Source organism: uncultured Jatrophihabitans sp., from assembly GCF_964251945.1.
Classification (GTDB): domain Bacteria; phylum Actinomycetota; class Actinomycetes; order Mycobacteriales; family Jatrophihabitantaceae; genus Jatrophihabitans.
Window position 1 is genome coordinate 42195 of record NZ_CAXULP010000005.1, and the last position, 14645, is coordinate 56839.

Genomic DNA, 14645 nt, shown 5'->3' on the forward strand with positions numbered 1-14645 from the left:
ACGCGGTACCGGCCGGGGGCTCCCTACCCTCGATCACCGTCACCAGCACCGCCCCCACCCACGACGGACCCTGGCTCGGGAGCGCGACCGACGGCGGCGCGTCATTGTCGAACGGGTCTGACGGTGACACCGAAAACAACAGTGCGGCGCTGGGGACGCCGATGATCCAGCCGCCGGTGGATCTGGTCGCCACCATTGCCGGGCCAACGAAGCCAGTCGCTGCCGGCGCCACGACCAGCGACTCGGTGGTGGTCCGCAACACCGGCAGCGCCGCCAGCTCAGGAACGACCACCGTAAACGTGTATGCCCCGTTCGCCCACCCGAGCTACTCAGGGTCGGGATGGACCTGCACGACCAGCGGAACCTGCTCCACCTCCAACGCGGTACCGGCCGGGGGCTCCCTACCCTCGATCACCGTCACCAGCACCGCCCCGGACTACATCGATTCGGGCTCTGGCGGCGCTTCCCTGAGCAACTCGGTGGATGGCGACTCGTCAGACAACGAGGTCCAACTGACCACCTGGTCCTAGCCCGCAAATGAGTTGCTGCTGCCGATGAATCCGACTTCGCGCGGCCCGGGGCCTCTACACCGGCTATTGGAGCCGGCCCGCCACCGTCAAGTACGCGGTCTCCGGTCGTCCTCGAGTCCTGCGCCGAGAAGGAGTGGACCCGGCGTCGATCTCGGGTCCAAATCGAGACTTCTCCAGCGTCCGGCCAAGCAGCTCGGCTAGTCCGCCAACGGCAGCGTGGCGGCGACCTCGTCCACGATCTCGGCAAGGGTGAGGTCCAGCTCGGTCACGCCGCCGGCGCTGTGCGTGCTCAGCTCAACGTCGACCCAGCGCCAACGCAGGCCGAGATCGGGGTGATGGTCGAGTTCCTCGCAGCGCGGCGCGAGGCGGTTGACGAACTCGACGGCGGTCGGAAAGTCCGCGAACTCGATCGCGCGGGTCAGCTTCGCAGGCGAGCCGGCCCAACCGGGATGGCGCGCGGCCAGCCGCTCGTCGATGGCGGGCTGGTCCAGCACGGTTGCAGGCATCGCGACACCTTCTGCTGACGAGGTTGTCGAGGCCAACCGTAGCGAGGCCGTATAGCGTGCGACGACATGAGCGACCGGCTGGTGTGGATCGACTGCGAGATGACCGGACTCGATCTGCGCCGGGACGCGCTGATCGAGGTGGCCGTGATCGTCACCGACGGCGACCTGAAACCGCTTGACGACGGACTGAACGTGATCGTCCACGCGGCCGACGACGTGCTCGACACGATGGTGCCGTTCGTGCAGGAGATGCACACCCGCTCTGGTCTGACCGAGGCGGTGCGCGCGTCCACCCTGACGCTGGGCGAGGCGGAGACGGCAGTGCTCGAACACGTGAGGCGACACGTGCCCGAGGCGAAGTCGGCGCCGCTGTGCGGCAACTCGATCGCCACCGACCGCGGCTTCCTGGCCCGCGACATGCCCACGCTCGATGAGCACCTGCATTACCGGATGATCGACGTTTCGTCGGTGAAAGAGCTCGCGAAGCGGTGGTATCCGCGGGTCTACCAGTCCCAGCCGCAGAAGGGGCTGGCCCACCGCGCGCTTGACGACATCCGGGAGAGCATCCATGAATTGGAGTACTACCGGCGCACGCTGTTCGTCGCATTGCCCGGCCCGTCGTCGGAGGAGGCGAAGGCGGCGGCAAACGCAGTTCTGGGTATCGAGCCCGGGCAGGTAAGCTGACTCGCGCCGACACCGGCATGGTGGGTGTAGCTCAGCAGGTAGAGCACCTGGTTGTGGTCCAGGATGTCGCGGGTTCGAGCCCCGTCACTCACCCCAACGCGGCCCCCCGCTCTCTCGCTGGGGGCCGCGGCGTCTTCTGCCTCCTCTGGAGCGCTAGCGTCGGCCGGATGTCGAGTGGTGGGTCGGATCGAGTGGCGGACGAGGACTGGAGCCTCGACGACCTGAGCGGCCGGGTGCACGCCGGCGTCGAGTTCATTCGTGTCGACATGGCCGAGTCGACGTCCGACGGCGGGCTGGCCTTCGAGAACTGCACGTTCCGCCAGGTCGCCTTCGACCTGGCGGAGCACACGTCGGCCGCTTTCGTGAACTGCGTCTTCGTCGGGTGCCGGTTCGTGGGCACGGTCCTGCGCGATTGCAAACTGGTCGGGTCGTCGTTCGAGCGGTGCGACCTCGGCCGGACCACGGTCACCGGCGGCGACTGGTCGTTCGCCATGCTGCGCGCGGCCGACCTGCGCACCGCCCGGTTCAGCGACGTGCGGATGCGTGAGTGCGATCTTCGCGGCATCGACGCGCGCGGCGGATTTCTGCGCTCCTGCCGCACGGAGGCTGCGCAGTGGCACAACGCCGTGCTCGACCGCTGCGATCTGCGCGGATCGGATCTGGAGTCGATCGACCCGGCGAACGTCAGCCTCGCCGGCGCAAGAATCACCTGGGAGCAGGCCGTGGTGCTGGCGGCCGCGTTCGGGCTGGACGTCGTGCCGGACTGAAGGATTCGGCCTTCGGAGCAGTGCTAATGTGATGTCTCGGCCCACTTCGGTGGGCCGATTGCTTGACCCCGCGCCGTTAGCTCAATTGGCAGAGCAGCTGACTCTTAATCAGCGGGTTGGGGGTTCGATTCCCTCACGGCGCACGAATCCACGTTCGGGTCATGATCGGGCCGCAATTCGCGGTAGCGCTCGGTAGCCTTCGCCAGTTCATACGCCTGCCGCGCCCCCGGGTCGCCGTCACACAGCCACTCAAGCGAGACGTCCGTGCGCTCCGACCAAGCGCGAAGCATGCCCAGTTTCAATTCGGACCGGCCGTTGAGCCACTCGCTGACCGCGCTGCGGCTGACGCCGAGGTAGAGCGCCATCTGGCCGCTCGACATCCCCGCGTGGTTGAGCGACATGCGCAGGCGAAACGGCAGTGTCGCCGTCGGAATCTGGCTGGCGGTCGTCATGATGAGAAGTGTCGCCATGCGCGGCTAATTGCGCAACGGCGACACGCCGGGCGTACCAAGTTGCCGCCTCTGGCGACACGATCCAGAGAAGCTACACGGCATGCACGCGCAGCCGGTGCTCTTCACCGTCCGCGAAGCAGCTGCGGCTCTCGGGATCGACCCGAGGACCGTTCACCGTTGGGTCAACTCCGGGCGTTTGACGCCCGCGAAGCGAGTCGGCGGCGGCTACGTGTTCGCCGGCAGCGAGGTCGCCCGCGCAGCGAGCGCCCCGCGGCCACGCTGTGGGCCGCGGCACGCTCGGTCGGGCTGGTGTTGATCAGCGTGACGGGGTCGTCGCTGCGCGCGTTCTCGGTGATCAGCGTGGCGCTCGCGCCACGCTGCAGGGTGAAGCTGCGCCCGCCGGCGGCCGGCGCGCTCATGGCAGCACAAGGTGCGCGGCGAATGGGCGCGGTTTGCCGCGGCCCTCGTAGGCGTCGCGGATCAGGTAGGCGCCGGCGAGGAACAGCACGAAGCCGGCCGCCAGTTCGACGCTGCGGTCCTTGATGGGGTGTTTGCTAACTGGGACGCCCTCCGCCTTATTGAGTGGCCCACGTCGGTGTCGACGGTCGTTCGAGTGAGGCGATCGCCTCGCCCAGTGACGCCTGCCGTTGGGCCTGGTCGCGGACGTCGCGTTTGAGCTCGGTGATGTCCTCGCGCTCGGAATCGGCGCCGGCGCCGGCGCCGGCGCCGAGCACAGCCAACCCGCGGGTGATCTCGGCGAGCGCCTCGGTGGTCGAGTCGTTGCGCTTGATCTGGCGCTTGGCGGCCCACCAGCTCAGCGCGCCGATGCCGGGGGGTGCCGGCGAGCTGCACGTAGCCCGAGACGGTGTTCGCCAACTCGACGCTGGCGATGATCATGCTGGCCCAAGCACGGGGGACCGTCCCGGACGAGCCGCGATACTTGAGCGCGCCGGCCTTGACATAGACGATGCCGCCGGCGGTCGCGTTGGCTCTCGGCACGGTGGTCGCATTGGCGATCAGCACGACGCCTACCCCCCGGCCCCGACGCCCGAGGCGAGAGTCGCCCCTGAGGCGAGCGCAGGGTTGCCGGCGCTGTCCACGCCGACGCCGCGTCGGGCCGATCCCGAGGCCCCCGCCTGGAGGTACACAGGGCGCGCGCCGCCGGCGTCGGACACGACGGTGCCGCCACCGTCGTAGCCCACGCGGGCGCGACCGCCGCCGGCCCGGTGATAGCTGGTGCTGCCGCTGGCCACGGCCAGGCCGATCGACAGGGTGGGCGACGGAAAGTTGCGAGGCCGACTGCGACCGGGAGAACACCGTCCACTTCGTCGGACGTGGCCGTGGCGAAGTCGTATCCGGTCGTCGGGACCAAGCCGTTAGCGAAGCCCTCGGAGCAGTTGACAGGTCGACGGTGAGGACCGGGGGTCGCGGTGACGGTGTTGCCGGTGCCGGTGCCGGTCCAGGAGTCGGCACCGAATCTGACGGCGGTCAGAACGGGCAGCACGGCGCAGTCGAGGGTGATGTTCGCGGTGTGGGAGGCGGCTTGGCCGCCGACCCAGCTGAACGAAGCGGGGCCGAAGCCGCCTGCGCCGACCTCGACGGCCTTATCGCATTTCTCCATCCACACATTGGTGGGCCACCACTGGTTTACGGTGCCCTGCACTTGGATGTGTCGGTCGACGCCGGACGCGGCCCCGGGGGTGCCGTGGAAGGTGGTTTGGGCGACGGCCATGCCGGCGGCGAATACCGCACCGGTGGGGGTCGCCGCCGCGGACTCCGTGCCAGCAGGTCCCGACGACGCAGTGGTCGCGACGCGTCTCGACGAAGGCGGCATATCCAGCAGGCAGGTCGCCGACCAGCTCGGCCACGCCAAGCCCTCAATGACGCTCGACGTCAACATTGGCCGCACCATCGTCTCGGCCGACGCAGCACGCCTGCTCGACCGTTAGACGCGACCCCGGCGCTGGCTTTACGCTCTTACCGTCTCTCGGGAGGGGATGCGCGATGACGGACCCGCAGTGGCAGCAGTCGCCGACTCCCTACTACACACCGCCGGGATACCACCCTTCGACGGCGACGCCTCCCCCACCTCCCCCACCTCCACCAAGGCAGCGCAACGGCAGCCCGCTGCTCTGGACCGCCGTCGTCATCGCGCTCGTCATCGGGGTTGCCGTCGGTTACGTCTTCGGCGACTCACGCCACGACAACAAGGGAACGGCAACAGCGGCAGCCACCACCGATGACTCGCCTTCGATCTTGGCCAGCGCGCCGGCCGAGCCCACCGACACTCCGACCGAGGAGCCGTCACCGACAACTCCGAACCTCGCGCCGTCCGACTTCACGATCAAGCTGCGCGTTAGGAGCAAGGAGTGTTTCGGGTCGGCCGGCTGCGACCTCACGTACCAGATCGACCCGCAGTACAACGGCATCGAGGACATCAGCAGCGGATCATGGGAAGTCACCTACGTCGTGCGAGGTGGTCAGGACGGCCCGCAGGTCAACACCTTCACCTTGAAGGACGGGCAAGCGTCCTTCGACGACTCCGAGTCGATCCAGACGACCTCGTCGGGAACGAAGCTACGAGCGAAGGTGACGAGCGTCGAGGTCGAGTCCTGAGTCACGGGTTCGAGCCCCGTCACTCACCCGAACGCGGCCCCGGAGTTCCGGGGCCGCTGCCATGCCACAAGACGGCTAGGGGGCTTTCAGGTGCCTGCGAGGACAAGCTCCGGACGGGAATTCGGACGTAATTACTGTGAGAGGCGAGCGCACGGATGGCAGGACTCGAACGTGCGCGTACCGGTTTGGAGACCGGTGCTCTAGCCGCTGAGCTACACCCGCAATGGGAAGGGGGCAGCGGCGGACCACTACGCCCCGGAAGGCCGTGGCGCTCGCCAAGAGGGGTGACGATGCAAGACCGAGACGATACGGCGTCCGCGCGGAAGTGCGCACGAATTACACGCCGGCCAGATTTCCTCGTCGCATGCTCGTACCGCTCAACCACGACAGCCGCGCTAGCGCGAGTAGTCGTCGACACCCGCGCGCGCGCAAGCAGGGCCGCGTATGGGGCAGCGGCCAGCCCTGTTGAACCAGCTCCATGACTCTTTGGTCAACAGCACTGCGGCAACCGAGGCGTCGCGGACCTAGCAGAAGTGCGTCGCAGCTCAACGGGATGACACTGCGCCTTCCGCCCGAGCGGCCCGTGGTCGTCGCAAACCACCGGAGAACGAGTGACAACAGTCCTCACGAACGACTGACTTTCGCCCCGGGGCGCATCACCCGTCACGTATTGGCCTGTTTTCTGTCGGTGCCGATCCCCCAAAGTGGGGGCATGCATCATCCGTGGAGGGAGTTCGGGCAGCGTTGGCCGGACTGGGAGATCAAGTTCGTCATGTTGCCGGACGGTGTGTGCGGTGAGACTGACCGCGAGCTGCGCACGATCTGGATCGACAAGCGGCTCGGGCAGGCGGAACGCCGGAGCACGATCGCGCACGAAGCCGAGCATGTCGCCCGCCGAGACATCGTGTGCGACGAACGGGACGAGGAAGCGGTCGAGCACGCCGCGGCGAGTTGTTGTTGTCGCTCGACCGCCTGCTTCATGTGCTGCCGTGGGCAAACGGCGTCGGCGAGGCCGCTGACGAGATGTGGGTGGACCCAGACATGCTCCGTTGCCACCTAGCGCATCTACACCCGGCCGAGCACGCGGCTATCCCCCGGGCTTTCGCCCGGGGGGACAACGTGGACGATTCGGCTGGCTAGCTGACGAGTTCGGCGTGCTGCGAGGTCTGCAACGCTTCCCAGTTGGGCGTGTAGCCGCCAACGGCGTGGATGGCGCTGCGGATGGCGGCGTTGGCGCGTGCCCAGGCTTCTTCGAACGTGTCGCCGTGGCCGACGATCTCGAGGGCGACTTCGCTGGCCGCGAGGTCGGCGCTGACCGCCGAGTCGGTGAGGGTGGTGCCTTCGAGTTTGAGGAGTTCGTCCATGAGCTGGTCGGATTCGGCGTCGAGATCGACTGCGCCGACCACGGTGAAGGTGTAGTTGAGACCTACTGACACGATCATGGTTCCTCCTTGTCCGCTTCTGTCGACTCTATCGGCGGGCAAACCTGGCGCTTGAGCCAGCTTCTCGCGTTTCGGGCGTAGTTCGGGTCGCTGGGTGACAGGTGGACCATCCGTTTGTGTTGCCCACAGGGACAGCGGACTCGATAGTAGGTCGAGGTTTTGTCCACTCGCCAGCCGGCTCCGTCGAACTCGACGAGGAGGTCTTGTAGCTCCTTTTTCTGGTGCTTCGGCCAGTCCCCCACATGGCTTGACGCTACCGCGTGTCAGATCACTCGTCTTGATCGTCTTCACTGTCCGTTTAGTGGCTAGAAACTAGCTGGGTCGCGGGTCGGGCCGGGATGTCAGAACCCCCGTATTCTGCGGGTCAGACAGACACGATACGGTCTGGACCGTATCTTCTTAGAATCAGCCGGATTGGGTTCGATTCCCTCACGGGGCACCACACCACAGCCCAGTAAATCCGGCACCTGCAGCGTTTGAGCCGTTTGCCCAGCCAAGATCAAATGACAGCCAAGTGCCGTCTACAGCGGGTAACGATCTGAGACGGCTGTGCCGCGACCCCTGACCAACAACGGCTAGCCCACAACCCTGGCGATGGCGGCGGGCTTCGCAGACCACGTCTGGACATTGGCCGAGATCGCTGGCTTGCTCGAGGCCGGGGCCAGTAGCATCGCTCGATGCCGTCAGTCTGGCAAGCGAGCGTCGGTCGCAGCCTCGACGAAGCCTTAGACTTGTTCGCCGAGACTGTGCGGGACTGCCCGGACGACTTGTGGCGGGCGCCTATGTGGCGGGTACAGGCCTCGGAGATCGTCGCAGAGGCACGCGACGTCAGCGGCAGACCGGTCACCGATCCTGCTCAGCGCGAGGCGATGGTCCAGCGGTGGTCGGCACCGTGGAGCGTGGCCTGGCATGCCCTGGAAGTCCTCGACTACGACCTCGCAGGCGAGCTGAACACGTGGGCCCCGCCGCCCCCGTTCGCTGGCAAGCCGCACTGGCAAACATTCACTAGCTTGCCCGTCCCCTGGTCGCGGTCGGAGATCAGCGGTTACACCGACTACTGCCGACAGCGGGTACGCGACACGCTCTTCGGCATGACCGAGGACAAGGCGGCGACACTGCTGCCGCCAGCGCACCGCTACGCGGGCCGACCCTACGCATGGATCGTGACAAGCCTGGTCGGGCACACCACTGCACACGCCACGCAGATCCGACAGTTCACGACCGCCGCCTTCGACCCGCCCATCGCCCTGGACTAACCGAGCCTGATACAAACTGGCCACTACCGCGGATCTACGCCGATTACCGCTGCCGGCTTCGGCCTCCTCGCCGACGGGCTACAGGGACAGAGCACGTCGAGGTGACGGTGTTCGTGAGCGATGGCGCCGCCCGAACTGCTGGCCATTCGACGGCTCCGACCTCGCATTACAAGCTGGCCAAGTCGACTGGCCCGCACATTCCGGGCCGCCTCAAACGGGTGTTCGACACAAGTCCGAGGCGCTTACCTCGTGGTGCCGATCGTGAACATCACGATGCCCATGCCACGTGACGACCGCCAATCATGACGCGGGCGAGGACGACTTGTCGCTCTGGACCGCGTGCTGGGCGCACGACTTCGCGACCGCCGCGGCGTTGTTTCCAGCGCCCTTTGACTTCCCGCCCAAATCGTTGATATTCAGCTTGCCGTCCACGTATTTCTTCAAGTCACTTTGATCAGCGTCCTTCTTTATCGCTTTGGCGATGCAGTCGACAAGCTGATTTGCGACCTTGCCCTTGGCGCCACCTTGCGACACCAACGTCTTCAGCGACGGCTCGTTCTTCAGCTTCGATTCCAATTGCGACTGGCTCACGCCGCCGCCGCCGCTGCTGCTGCACGCGCTCACCGCCAGGCCGACGCCGACCACGGCAACACCAAGTCGTCGCACGCCACTAAGCATGTTTGTTCCCCCACCCCACAGTTGGAAACCGGCGAACCGTTTTGTACCCGGTGGGTGATCCGGGTAAGCACGGGCGCTCGGGTAGTACGCACGATCGGGGGCGGCGAAGGCGACCACTCGCATTGATCAGGGCGAGCGCTTAGCCGCACGGCAAACCGGCGGGCGCGTCGGAATGCTCAGCGGGGTGCCGCCGGCGCCGGAAAGTCATGACGTTTTGTCACTGGCAGCGGACCAACGGCCGGCCGATGAAGTGGATGTCGGCGACATCGCCGATTCCCCGTCGGCGCCGAGCGACCGAGGCTGAGCGAATCTCGACTCGCCATGAGACGCGTGGCGATACAGCGCTGGGGCGCATGACACTTCCCGCGAAAGGTGCCCAATGACTCCTTGTCAGGCCGTGGCTGCTCCCGGGCGCCCAGTCGGCGCCCGACGCTTGGGTCTCGTCGGCGTCGGCGCCGCCCTCAGCGCAACGCTTCTGGCTGCCGGGGTCGCAACCTCGTCGCCGGCGTTCGCGGCTGCTCCGGGTCTCGGCTCAGCGGCGTCGTACTCCGTACTGGCGGGCTCGACCGCGACCAATACCGGCACAAGCGTGCTGAGTGGAGATCTGGGCGTCAGTCCGGGCTACGCCATCACCGGTTTCTCAACCGCCGTCATCGGCGGCGCCACCCACGACAACGACTCGCAGGCCGCCCAGGCGGAATCGGACCTGACCACCGCGTACAACGTGGCCGCCGGCCTGACTCCGACCGGCGGCGACCTGGGGTCCGCCCTGGTGGGCGGCACTCATGATCCTGGCGTGTACAACGCCGCGAGCGCGCTGGACATGAGCGGCACCGTCACCCTTGACGGGCAGGGCGATCCGGACTCGGTGTTCGTCTTTCAGGTCGGATCGGGATTCACGTCCGCGTCGAACAGCCACATCGTGCTGACCGGTGCGGCACAGGCGTGCAACGTCTTCTGGCAGGTCGGCAGCTCCGCCACGCTCGGCACCAATTCAAGTTTCGTGGGCACGATCATGGCGCTCGATTCCATCACCGTGACCACCGGAACGACCGTGGAGGGCCGCGCGCTCGCTCGAAACGCAGCCGTGACGCTCGACAACAACGTCTTCACCGCGTCAACTTGTGCGACAACCTCCCCGACGACGAGCGCCGCGCCCTCGAGCACAGGCACAGGCAGCGGCACAGGCACGTCCGGACCAGGGACAACCGCGGCGAGCACGCCGGCTTCCGGCTCCGCGATAGCCACCGCGGGCGGTGGATCGTCATCCGACGAGGCGCGAGGCGCACAGGGAACTGGGCGAGGGGGATCTGTATCAGCCACGGACTCCAGCTCCGCGCACACCACCACGTCAACGGCCCTGACCACGACGACCCTCGCGAGCACCGGAGCGGGAGACCTGCGCCGCTTATTGATCTTCAGCGCCCTGCTCGTGGGGATCGGGCTGACGTTGTCAGCGGCCGCTCGCCGACGCCGCCCGGCCACACCGCGGCACCGCTGACCTGCCGCGGAGCTGGGGCCGGCCGGTGCTCTCCGCCATGAATCCGTCGCCGATCGTCTCGACCGCCACTTCCGTCATAGCGATCGATCTCGCGGCGGAGGAGGCGGTCGTGCTCAGCGAGCAGGCCAACCCATGGTGTCGCCGAGCTGTTCATCGAGCGCGGAGCGACTAGCGAGAACCGTCTCGTCGGCGCGAAGGCGGATTCAGTGCGACGTGTTGGTCGGGGCGCCGACGTGCACGCTCAGCACCGCCCAGACGTGCTTTCCATCGACGGCCGGCCGAACCCCCCACTCCTGACTCACTGCGGCCACGATGGCCAACCCGCGACCGTGATCGGAATCGGGCTGGAATGCGACGAGCGCCGGCGTTCCCGGCGCGTCGTCGAAGACCTCGACGCGGACCGACCGCTCGGAAACGACGAGGGTGACCTGCAGGTCGCGACACCGGGCGCGGATGGCGTTGGTGACGAGTTCGCTCAAGACAAGCTCGACGTCGTAGCCGACCTCTGCCGACTGCGGCAGAGCGCTAGACAACTCGTTTCGGCACCAATGCCGGGCTTGGGTTACTGCCGAGGCGTCGCCTGCCTGGTACCGGCTGGTGCGCGTGAGCAGCATGTGCGTCTTCCCGTTGTGGGACGACTGGCCGCCGTCTGGTGCGGCCTACCCACCGACATCGGCACTATCTCGGCGCGAAAGTCCCTCGTTCGAGGTCACGTCTACTGGCGGCGAGGAGCGCGCGGGGAGGGGCGAGTTCCTCAGGCCTCGCCGGCGTAGGTGCCGAAGCTCCAGCGATTGCCCTCCGGGTCTTTGATGCTGAAACCGCGGGAGCCGTAATCCGTGTCTTCCATCGCGCGGATCAGCTGCGCCCCGAGCCGCTGAGCCCGCACGAGCACCGCGTCCGGGTCGTCGACGACGACGTACAGCGACGCGCCGCCGGGCGCGACACCGAACGCGTCGTCGGCATCGCGGGTGGACGAGATCATCACCCGGCCACCCTCCGGCCAGAGCATCTCGCTGTGCTGAACTTCGCCATCTCCGGCGCCGGGCACCAGGACGCCCTCGACGAAACCGAGCTCGACGAGCCATCCGCGCATGGCGAGCGCGTCCTCGCAGGTCAGCCCAGCCCAGATGTTGTGATCGGTGCTCGGTGTCATGCCCCGATCATCGCCGCTCGGAGCGATCGACGACAGCCGTACGGACGGACGCGGTCAGGCGACTTGGTCGTCGCGCCGCTCGACCAGATGGTCGGCCCGTTCGACGAGATGCTCGGCGCGCGCCACCAGATGCCCGGGGCGCTCCACAGGATGCTCGAGTCGGCCGATCGGATGGCCGGGATGTTCCACCCGCTCCGGGACGAATTCGATCCGCGACCGCGCCGGCGGCAGCGCCGGCCCACGCAGGAACCGCGCCACCAGGAACGCGAAGGGGACGCTGCTGGCGCCCCAGACAAGCAGCAGGACCTGCCACCACGTCATGAGACCTCGCTCCGCCAGGGCCGCTGAAATGCGCCTCGATGGCCGCCGCGAGGGGACCGCTCGCAAGCGTCACCTTCGTTATCGGCAGAAATGCCTCGATCTGTAGGAAGCCGCGAAAGCCGCCAGACGGCGGGCCGCATCTGGGCATGGATGAGTCCGGCGCCGTGACGAACGCGGGGGGTTGCGACTGCCCCGGCGCCGGACTCGTCGGGGGATTACGTGATCAACTGTAGTGCCCGGGTAGTTAAATTTCGGTGACGTCTTGTCCCAGAAATCGCCAGTTTCGCCGCGATTTCACAACCTCGCGTGGCGCCCCTCGGCCAATGGACTGACCACCCCCTGGCGAGGAGTCCGCGATCACCTGACGAGCAGCTCCGCCATCGCCCGCAACGCCTGCCCGCGGTGGCTGATCGCGTCCTTCTCCGCCACCGACAGCTCGGCGCTCGTGCGCGCATGTCCGTCTGGCACGAAGATCGGGTCGTAGCCGAAGCCGTTGTCGCCGCGCGGCTCACGCACCAGCCGCCCGGGCATCCGACCGGCGCTCAGCAGCTCCCGGTCGACGTCGACGTAGGCGACCGCGCACTCGAACGCCGCGCCCAGCCGCTCGTCCGGGACATCGGCGAGCTGGTCCAGCACCAGTCGCAGGTTCGCGGCGTCGTCGCCGTGCCGGCCGGCCCAGCGGGCCGACAGCACGCCGGGCATGCCGTTGAGCGCCTCGACGCTCAGCCCGGAGTCGTCGGCGACGCTCGGCAGCCCGGTGTGCAGCAGGCCCTCCCGGGCCTTGATCAGCGCGTTGTCGGCGAACGTGGCGCCCGACTCGGGCGCCTCCGGATAGGGGTCGACGTCGGCCAGGCCGACGACCTCGAGGCCCGGGAGGGCCGGCCCCAGAATCCGCCGCAGCTCCGCCAGCTTCTTGGCGTTGCGGCTCGCCAGCAGGATCCGGCTCACCCCGCGAGGGTCTCCTGCTGGACGCGGCTCAGCGTCGCGCAGCCGCCGACGGCCAGATCGAGCAGCGCGTCCAGCTCGTCGCGGCGGAACGGCGCGCCCTCGGCCGTGCCCTGCACCTCGATGAACTCCCCTGTGCCGGTGACGACGACGTTCATGTCCGTCTCGGCGCGCACGTCCTCCTCGTACATGAGGTCGAGCCGCGGCTCGCCGTCGATGACGCCGACGGACACCGCGGAGATCGAGTTGATCAATGGCTCGGGTCGCGCGAGGGCGCCCTTCTCGCGCAACCAGGAGACGGCGTCGGCGAGCGCCACGTAGGCCCCGGTGATCGCCGCGGTGCGGGTGCCGCCGTCGGCCTGCAGCACGTCGCAGTCCAGCGCGATCGAGTTCTCGCCCAGCGCGGACAGGTCGATCGCGGCGCGCAGCGCGCGACCGACCAACCGGGAGATCTCGTGCGTGCGGCCGCCCACCTTGCCGCGCACCGACTCGCGGTCGTTGCGGGTCAGCGTGGCCCGCGGCAGCATCGCGTACTCCGCCGTCACCCAGCCCAGCCCGCTGCCGCGCCGCCAGCGCGGCACGCCCTGCTGCACCGACGCCGCGCACAACACCTTCGTCTCGCCGAATTCGACGAGCGCCGAGCCCTCGGCGAACGCCTGCCAGTTGCGGGTGATGGTGACCGGGCGCAGCTGGTCGTTGGCGCGAGCGTCGGGACGTGGCATGCCCGCGACCCTATCCGCGGCCGGCGCAGCCCTGGCAGGGCGTGCGGACCGGCGCCAGCGCGCTGACCGCGCCGTGTCAGCGCCGGCCCGCACGCTGTCGCCATGACCAACGCGATCGAGGCGCACGGCCTGACCAAACGGTACGGACAGACCCAGGCGCTCGCCGGCGTCGACCTCGCCGCCGGCGCCGGCACCGTGCTCGGCGTGCTCGGGCCCAATGGGGCCGGCAAGACGACGGCGGTGCGCATCCTCGCCACGCTGCTGCGAGCCGATGGCGGCTCGGCGACCGTCGCGGGCTTCGACGTGGCAAGCCAGCCGCAGCAGGTCCGGGAACAGGTCGGGCTCACCGGCCAGTTCGCCTCGGTGGACGAGGACCTCACCGGCGTGCAGAACCTGGTGATGATCGGCCGGCTGCTCGACCTCTCGGCACGCGAGGCGAAACGGCGGGCCGGCGAGCTGCTGGAGTGGTTCGACCTCGAGGAAGCCGCCGGCCGCGTCGCGAAGACCTATTCGGGCGGCATGCGACGCCGTCTCGACCTGGCCGCGTCGCTGGTCGGCCGGCCGGCCGTCGTGTTCCTGGACGAGCCGACCACCGGCCTCGACCCGGCCAAGCGCGAGGCGATGTGGGACGTGGTCCGACGCCTGGTGACCGACGGCTCGACCGTGCTGCTCACCACGCAGTACCTGGAGGAGGCCGACGCGCTCGCCGACGAGATCACCGTCATCGACCGCGGCCGGGTGATCGCCCACGACACGCCGCTCGGCCTCAAACGCCAGATCGGCGGCCAGCGGCTCACCGTCCGGCCTGCGGAACCCGACCGGCTCGAGGACGTGCGAGCGGTGCTCGGCGCGCTCAGCGGCAAGCCGGTCGAGAGCGCCGGCCGGGACACGTTGAGCGTCGCCGTCGCGGACGACTCCGCGCTGCCGACGGCGGTGACCGAGCTGCGCGCGGCCGGCATCGCGCTGACCGAGCTGTCGCTGCACCTGCCCAGCCTCGACGAGGTCTTCTTCACCCTCACCGGCCGACCGGCCGAAACCGCCGCCACCACCGAGGAGGACGCAGCGTGAGATC

General features: G+C 68.3%; 20 protein-coding genes and 2 tRNA genes. 10 read left to right on the forward strand and 12 right to left on the reverse strand.

The window, feature by feature from the left end:
- Together ACFFBG_RS11695 and ACFFBG_RS11700 are read right to left on the reverse strand one after the other, a co-directional pair.
- A partial coding sequence (locus ACFFBG_RS11695; protein ID WP_375478830.1) for a hypothetical protein occupies nt 1–292 on the reverse strand: 292 nt, incomplete at its 3' end.
- A 435-nt stretch (nt 293–727) separates the two neighbouring features.
- Entirely contained in the window at nt 728–1036 is a 309-nt protein-coding gene (locus ACFFBG_RS11700; protein WP_375478832.1) for a 4a-hydroxytetrahydrobiopterin dehydratase, read from the reverse strand.
- 66 nt (nt 1037–1102) lie between these two features.
- Here ACFFBG_RS11700 and orn point away from each other — a divergent pair, with 66 nt between their 5' ends.
- The 4 genes from orn to ACFFBG_RS11720 all read left to right on the forward strand — a co-directional run bounded on the left by orn (nt 1103) and on the right by ACFFBG_RS11720 (nt 2630).
- Nucleotides 1103–1720 carry an oligoribonuclease gene (gene orn, locus ACFFBG_RS11705; RefSeq protein ID WP_375478834.1) on the forward strand — a complete coding sequence of 206 codons (618 nt, stop codon included), beginning with the start codon at nt 1103–1105 and terminating at the stop codon, nt 1718–1720.
- Nucleotides 1721–1740: 20 nt separating this feature from the next.
- Nucleotides 1741–1816 (forward strand) — tRNA-His (locus ACFFBG_RS11710).
- Between the two features lie 71 nt (nt 1817–1887).
- Complete coding sequence (locus ACFFBG_RS11715; protein ID WP_375478836.1) at nt 1888–2487, forward strand: pentapeptide repeat-containing protein; 600 nt, start codon at nt 1888–1890, stop codon at nt 2485–2487.
- A gap of 70 nt (nt 2488–2557) precedes the next feature.
- Nucleotides 2558–2630: transfer RNA gene (locus ACFFBG_RS11720), tRNA-Lys, on the forward strand.
- Here the strand turns inward: ACFFBG_RS11720 and ACFFBG_RS11725 are convergent.
- Complete coding sequence (locus ACFFBG_RS11725; protein ID WP_375479227.1) at nt 2592–2957, reverse strand: helix-turn-helix domain-containing protein; 366 nt, start codon at nt 2955–2957, stop codon at nt 2592–2594. The genes ACFFBG_RS11720 and ACFFBG_RS11725 overlap by 39 nt on opposite strands.
- Nucleotides 2958–3039: 82 nt before the next feature.
- Here ACFFBG_RS11725 and ACFFBG_RS11730 point away from each other — a divergent pair, with 82 nt between their 5' ends.
- Nucleotides 3040–3255, forward strand: coding sequence for a helix-turn-helix domain-containing protein (locus tag ACFFBG_RS11730; protein ID WP_375478838.1), 216 nt, complete (start codon nt 3040–3042; stop codon nt 3253–3255).
- 259 nt (nt 3256–3514) lie between these two features.
- Here ACFFBG_RS11730 and ACFFBG_RS11735 read toward each other — a convergent pair whose 3' ends face one another.
- On the reverse strand, nt 3515–3679 hold the full coding sequence (locus ACFFBG_RS11735; RefSeq protein WP_375478839.1) for a hypothetical protein: 165 nt from the start codon (nt 3677–3679) through the stop codon (nt 3515–3517).
- A 288-nt stretch (nt 3680–3967) separates the two neighbouring features.
- Complete coding sequence (locus ACFFBG_RS11740; RefSeq protein ID WP_375478841.1) at nt 3968–4192, reverse strand: hypothetical protein; 225 nt, start codon at nt 4190–4192, stop codon at nt 3968–3970.
- A gap of 177 nt (nt 4193–4369) precedes the next feature.
- Here ACFFBG_RS11740 and ACFFBG_RS11745 point away from each other — a divergent pair, with 177 nt between their 5' ends.
- Nucleotides 4370–4888 (forward strand): hypothetical protein, encoded by a 519-nt coding sequence (locus ACFFBG_RS11745; RefSeq protein WP_375478843.1) that lies wholly within the window; start codon nt 4370–4372, stop codon nt 4886–4888.
- A gap of 55 nt (nt 4889–4943) precedes the next feature.
- Complete coding sequence (locus ACFFBG_RS11750) at nt 4944–5555, forward strand: hypothetical protein (protein WP_375478845.1); 612 nt, start codon at nt 4944–4946, stop codon at nt 5553–5555.
- A gap of 1136 nt (nt 5556–6691) precedes the next feature.
- Here ACFFBG_RS11750 and ACFFBG_RS11755 read toward each other — a convergent pair.
- Entirely contained in the window at nt 6692–6997 is a 306-nt protein-coding gene (locus ACFFBG_RS11755; RefSeq protein WP_375478847.1) for a hypothetical protein, read from the reverse strand.
- A 677-nt stretch (nt 6998–7674) separates the two neighbouring features.
- Here ACFFBG_RS11755 and ACFFBG_RS11760 point away from each other — a divergent pair.
- A complete protein-coding gene (locus ACFFBG_RS11760) occupies nt 7675–8253 on the forward strand; it encodes a hypothetical protein (protein WP_375478849.1) in 579 nt (192 codons plus the stop codon).
- Between the two features lie 300 nt (nt 8254–8553).
- Here ACFFBG_RS11760 and ACFFBG_RS11765 read toward each other — a convergent pair whose 3' ends face one another.
- Entirely contained in the window at nt 8554–8898 is a 345-nt protein-coding gene (locus tag ACFFBG_RS11765) for a hypothetical protein (protein WP_375478851.1), read from the reverse strand.
- Nucleotides 8899–9310: 412 nt separating this feature from the next.
- On the opposite strand from ACFFBG_RS11765, the gene ACFFBG_RS11770 reads away from it, so the two are divergent.
- Nucleotides 9311–10432 carry an ice-binding family protein gene (locus tag ACFFBG_RS11770; RefSeq protein WP_375478853.1) on the forward strand — a complete coding sequence of 374 codons (1122 nt, stop codon included), beginning with the start codon at nt 9311–9313 and terminating at the stop codon, nt 10430–10432.
- A gap of 203 nt (nt 10433–10635) precedes the next feature.
- On the opposite strand, the gene ACFFBG_RS11775 is transcribed toward ACFFBG_RS11770, so the two are convergent.
- From ACFFBG_RS11775 to rph, 5 genes are all read right to left on the reverse strand, one after another.
- Entirely contained in the window at nt 10636–11046 is a 411-nt protein-coding gene (locus ACFFBG_RS11775) for an ATP-binding protein (RefSeq protein ID WP_375478855.1), read from the reverse strand.
- 140 nt (nt 11047–11186) lie between these two features.
- Entirely contained in the window at nt 11187–11585 is a 399-nt protein-coding gene (locus ACFFBG_RS11780; RefSeq protein WP_375478857.1) for a VOC family protein, read from the reverse strand.
- Between the two features lie 54 nt (nt 11586–11639).
- Nucleotides 11640–11906, reverse strand: coding sequence for a hypothetical protein (locus ACFFBG_RS11785; RefSeq protein WP_375478859.1), 267 nt, complete (start codon nt 11904–11906; stop codon nt 11640–11642).
- A gap of 357 nt (nt 11907–12263) precedes the next feature.
- A complete protein-coding gene (gene rdgB / locus ACFFBG_RS11790; RefSeq protein WP_375478861.1) occupies nt 12264–12854 on the reverse strand; it encodes an RdgB/HAM1 family non-canonical purine NTP pyrophosphatase in 591 nt (196 codons plus the stop codon).
- Nucleotides 12851–13573, reverse strand: coding sequence for a ribonuclease PH (gene rph, locus ACFFBG_RS11795; RefSeq protein WP_375478863.1), 723 nt, complete (start codon nt 13571–13573; stop codon nt 12851–12853). Before rph ends, rdgB begins: the two co-directional genes overlap by 4 nt.
- 102 nt (nt 13574–13675) lie before the next feature.
- On the opposite strand from rph, the gene ACFFBG_RS11800 reads away from it, so the two are divergent.
- Complete coding sequence (locus ACFFBG_RS11800) at nt 13676–14641, forward strand: ATP-binding cassette domain-containing protein (RefSeq protein WP_375478865.1); 966 nt, start codon at nt 13676–13678, stop codon at nt 14639–14641.
- The last annotated feature ends 4 nt before the right edge of the window (nt 14642–14645 follow it).

Excerpts from the sequence above, each read along its gene's own strand:
- ACFFBG_RS11700 (WP_375478832.1), bottom strand. The coding sequence starts at position 1,036 with ATGCCTGCAACCGTGCTGGACCAGCCCGCCATCGACGAGCGGCTGGCC.
- orn (WP_375478834.1), top strand. The coding sequence starts at position 1,103 with ATGAGCGACCGGCTGGTGTGGATCGACTGCGAGATGACCGGACTCGAT.
- ACFFBG_RS11715 (WP_375478836.1), top strand. The coding sequence starts at position 1,888 with ATGTCGAGTGGTGGGTCGGATCGAGTGGCGGACGAGGACTGGAGCCTC.
- ACFFBG_RS11725 (WP_375479227.1), bottom strand. The coding sequence starts at position 2,957 with ATGGCGACACTTCTCATCATGACGACCGCCAGCCAGATTCCGACGGCG.
- ACFFBG_RS11730 (WP_375478838.1), top strand. The coding sequence starts at position 3,040 with ATGCACGCGCAGCCGGTGCTCTTCACCGTCCGCGAAGCAGCTGCGGCT.
- ACFFBG_RS11750 (WP_375478845.1), top strand. The coding sequence starts at position 4,944 with ATGACGGACCCGCAGTGGCAGCAGTCGCCGACTCCCTACTACACACCG.
- ACFFBG_RS11755 (WP_375478847.1), bottom strand. The coding sequence starts at position 6,997 with ATGATCGTGTCAGTAGGTCTCAACTACACCTTCACCGTGGTCGGCGCA.
- ACFFBG_RS11760 (WP_375478849.1), top strand. The coding sequence starts at position 7,675 with ATGCCGTCAGTCTGGCAAGCGAGCGTCGGTCGCAGCCTCGACGAAGCC.
- ACFFBG_RS11770 (WP_375478853.1), top strand. The coding sequence starts at position 9,311 with ATGACTCCTTGTCAGGCCGTGGCTGCTCCCGGGCGCCCAGTCGGCGCC.
- ACFFBG_RS11775 (WP_375478855.1), bottom strand. The coding sequence starts at position 11,046 with ATGCTGCTCACGCGCACCAGCCGGTACCAGGCAGGCGACGCCTCGGCA.
- ACFFBG_RS11780 (WP_375478857.1), bottom strand. The coding sequence starts at position 11,585 with ATGACACCGAGCACCGATCACAACATCTGGGCTGGGCTGACCTGCGAG.
- ACFFBG_RS11785 (WP_375478859.1), bottom strand. The coding sequence starts at position 11,906 with ATGACGTGGTGGCAGGTCCTGCTGCTTGTCTGGGGCGCCAGCAGCGTC.
- rph (WP_375478863.1), bottom strand. The coding sequence starts at position 13,573 with ATGCCACGTCCCGACGCTCGCGCCAACGACCAGCTGCGCCCGGTCACC.
- ACFFBG_RS11800 (WP_375478865.1), top strand. The coding sequence starts at position 13,676 with ATGACCAACGCGATCGAGGCGCACGGCCTGACCAAACGGTACGGACAG.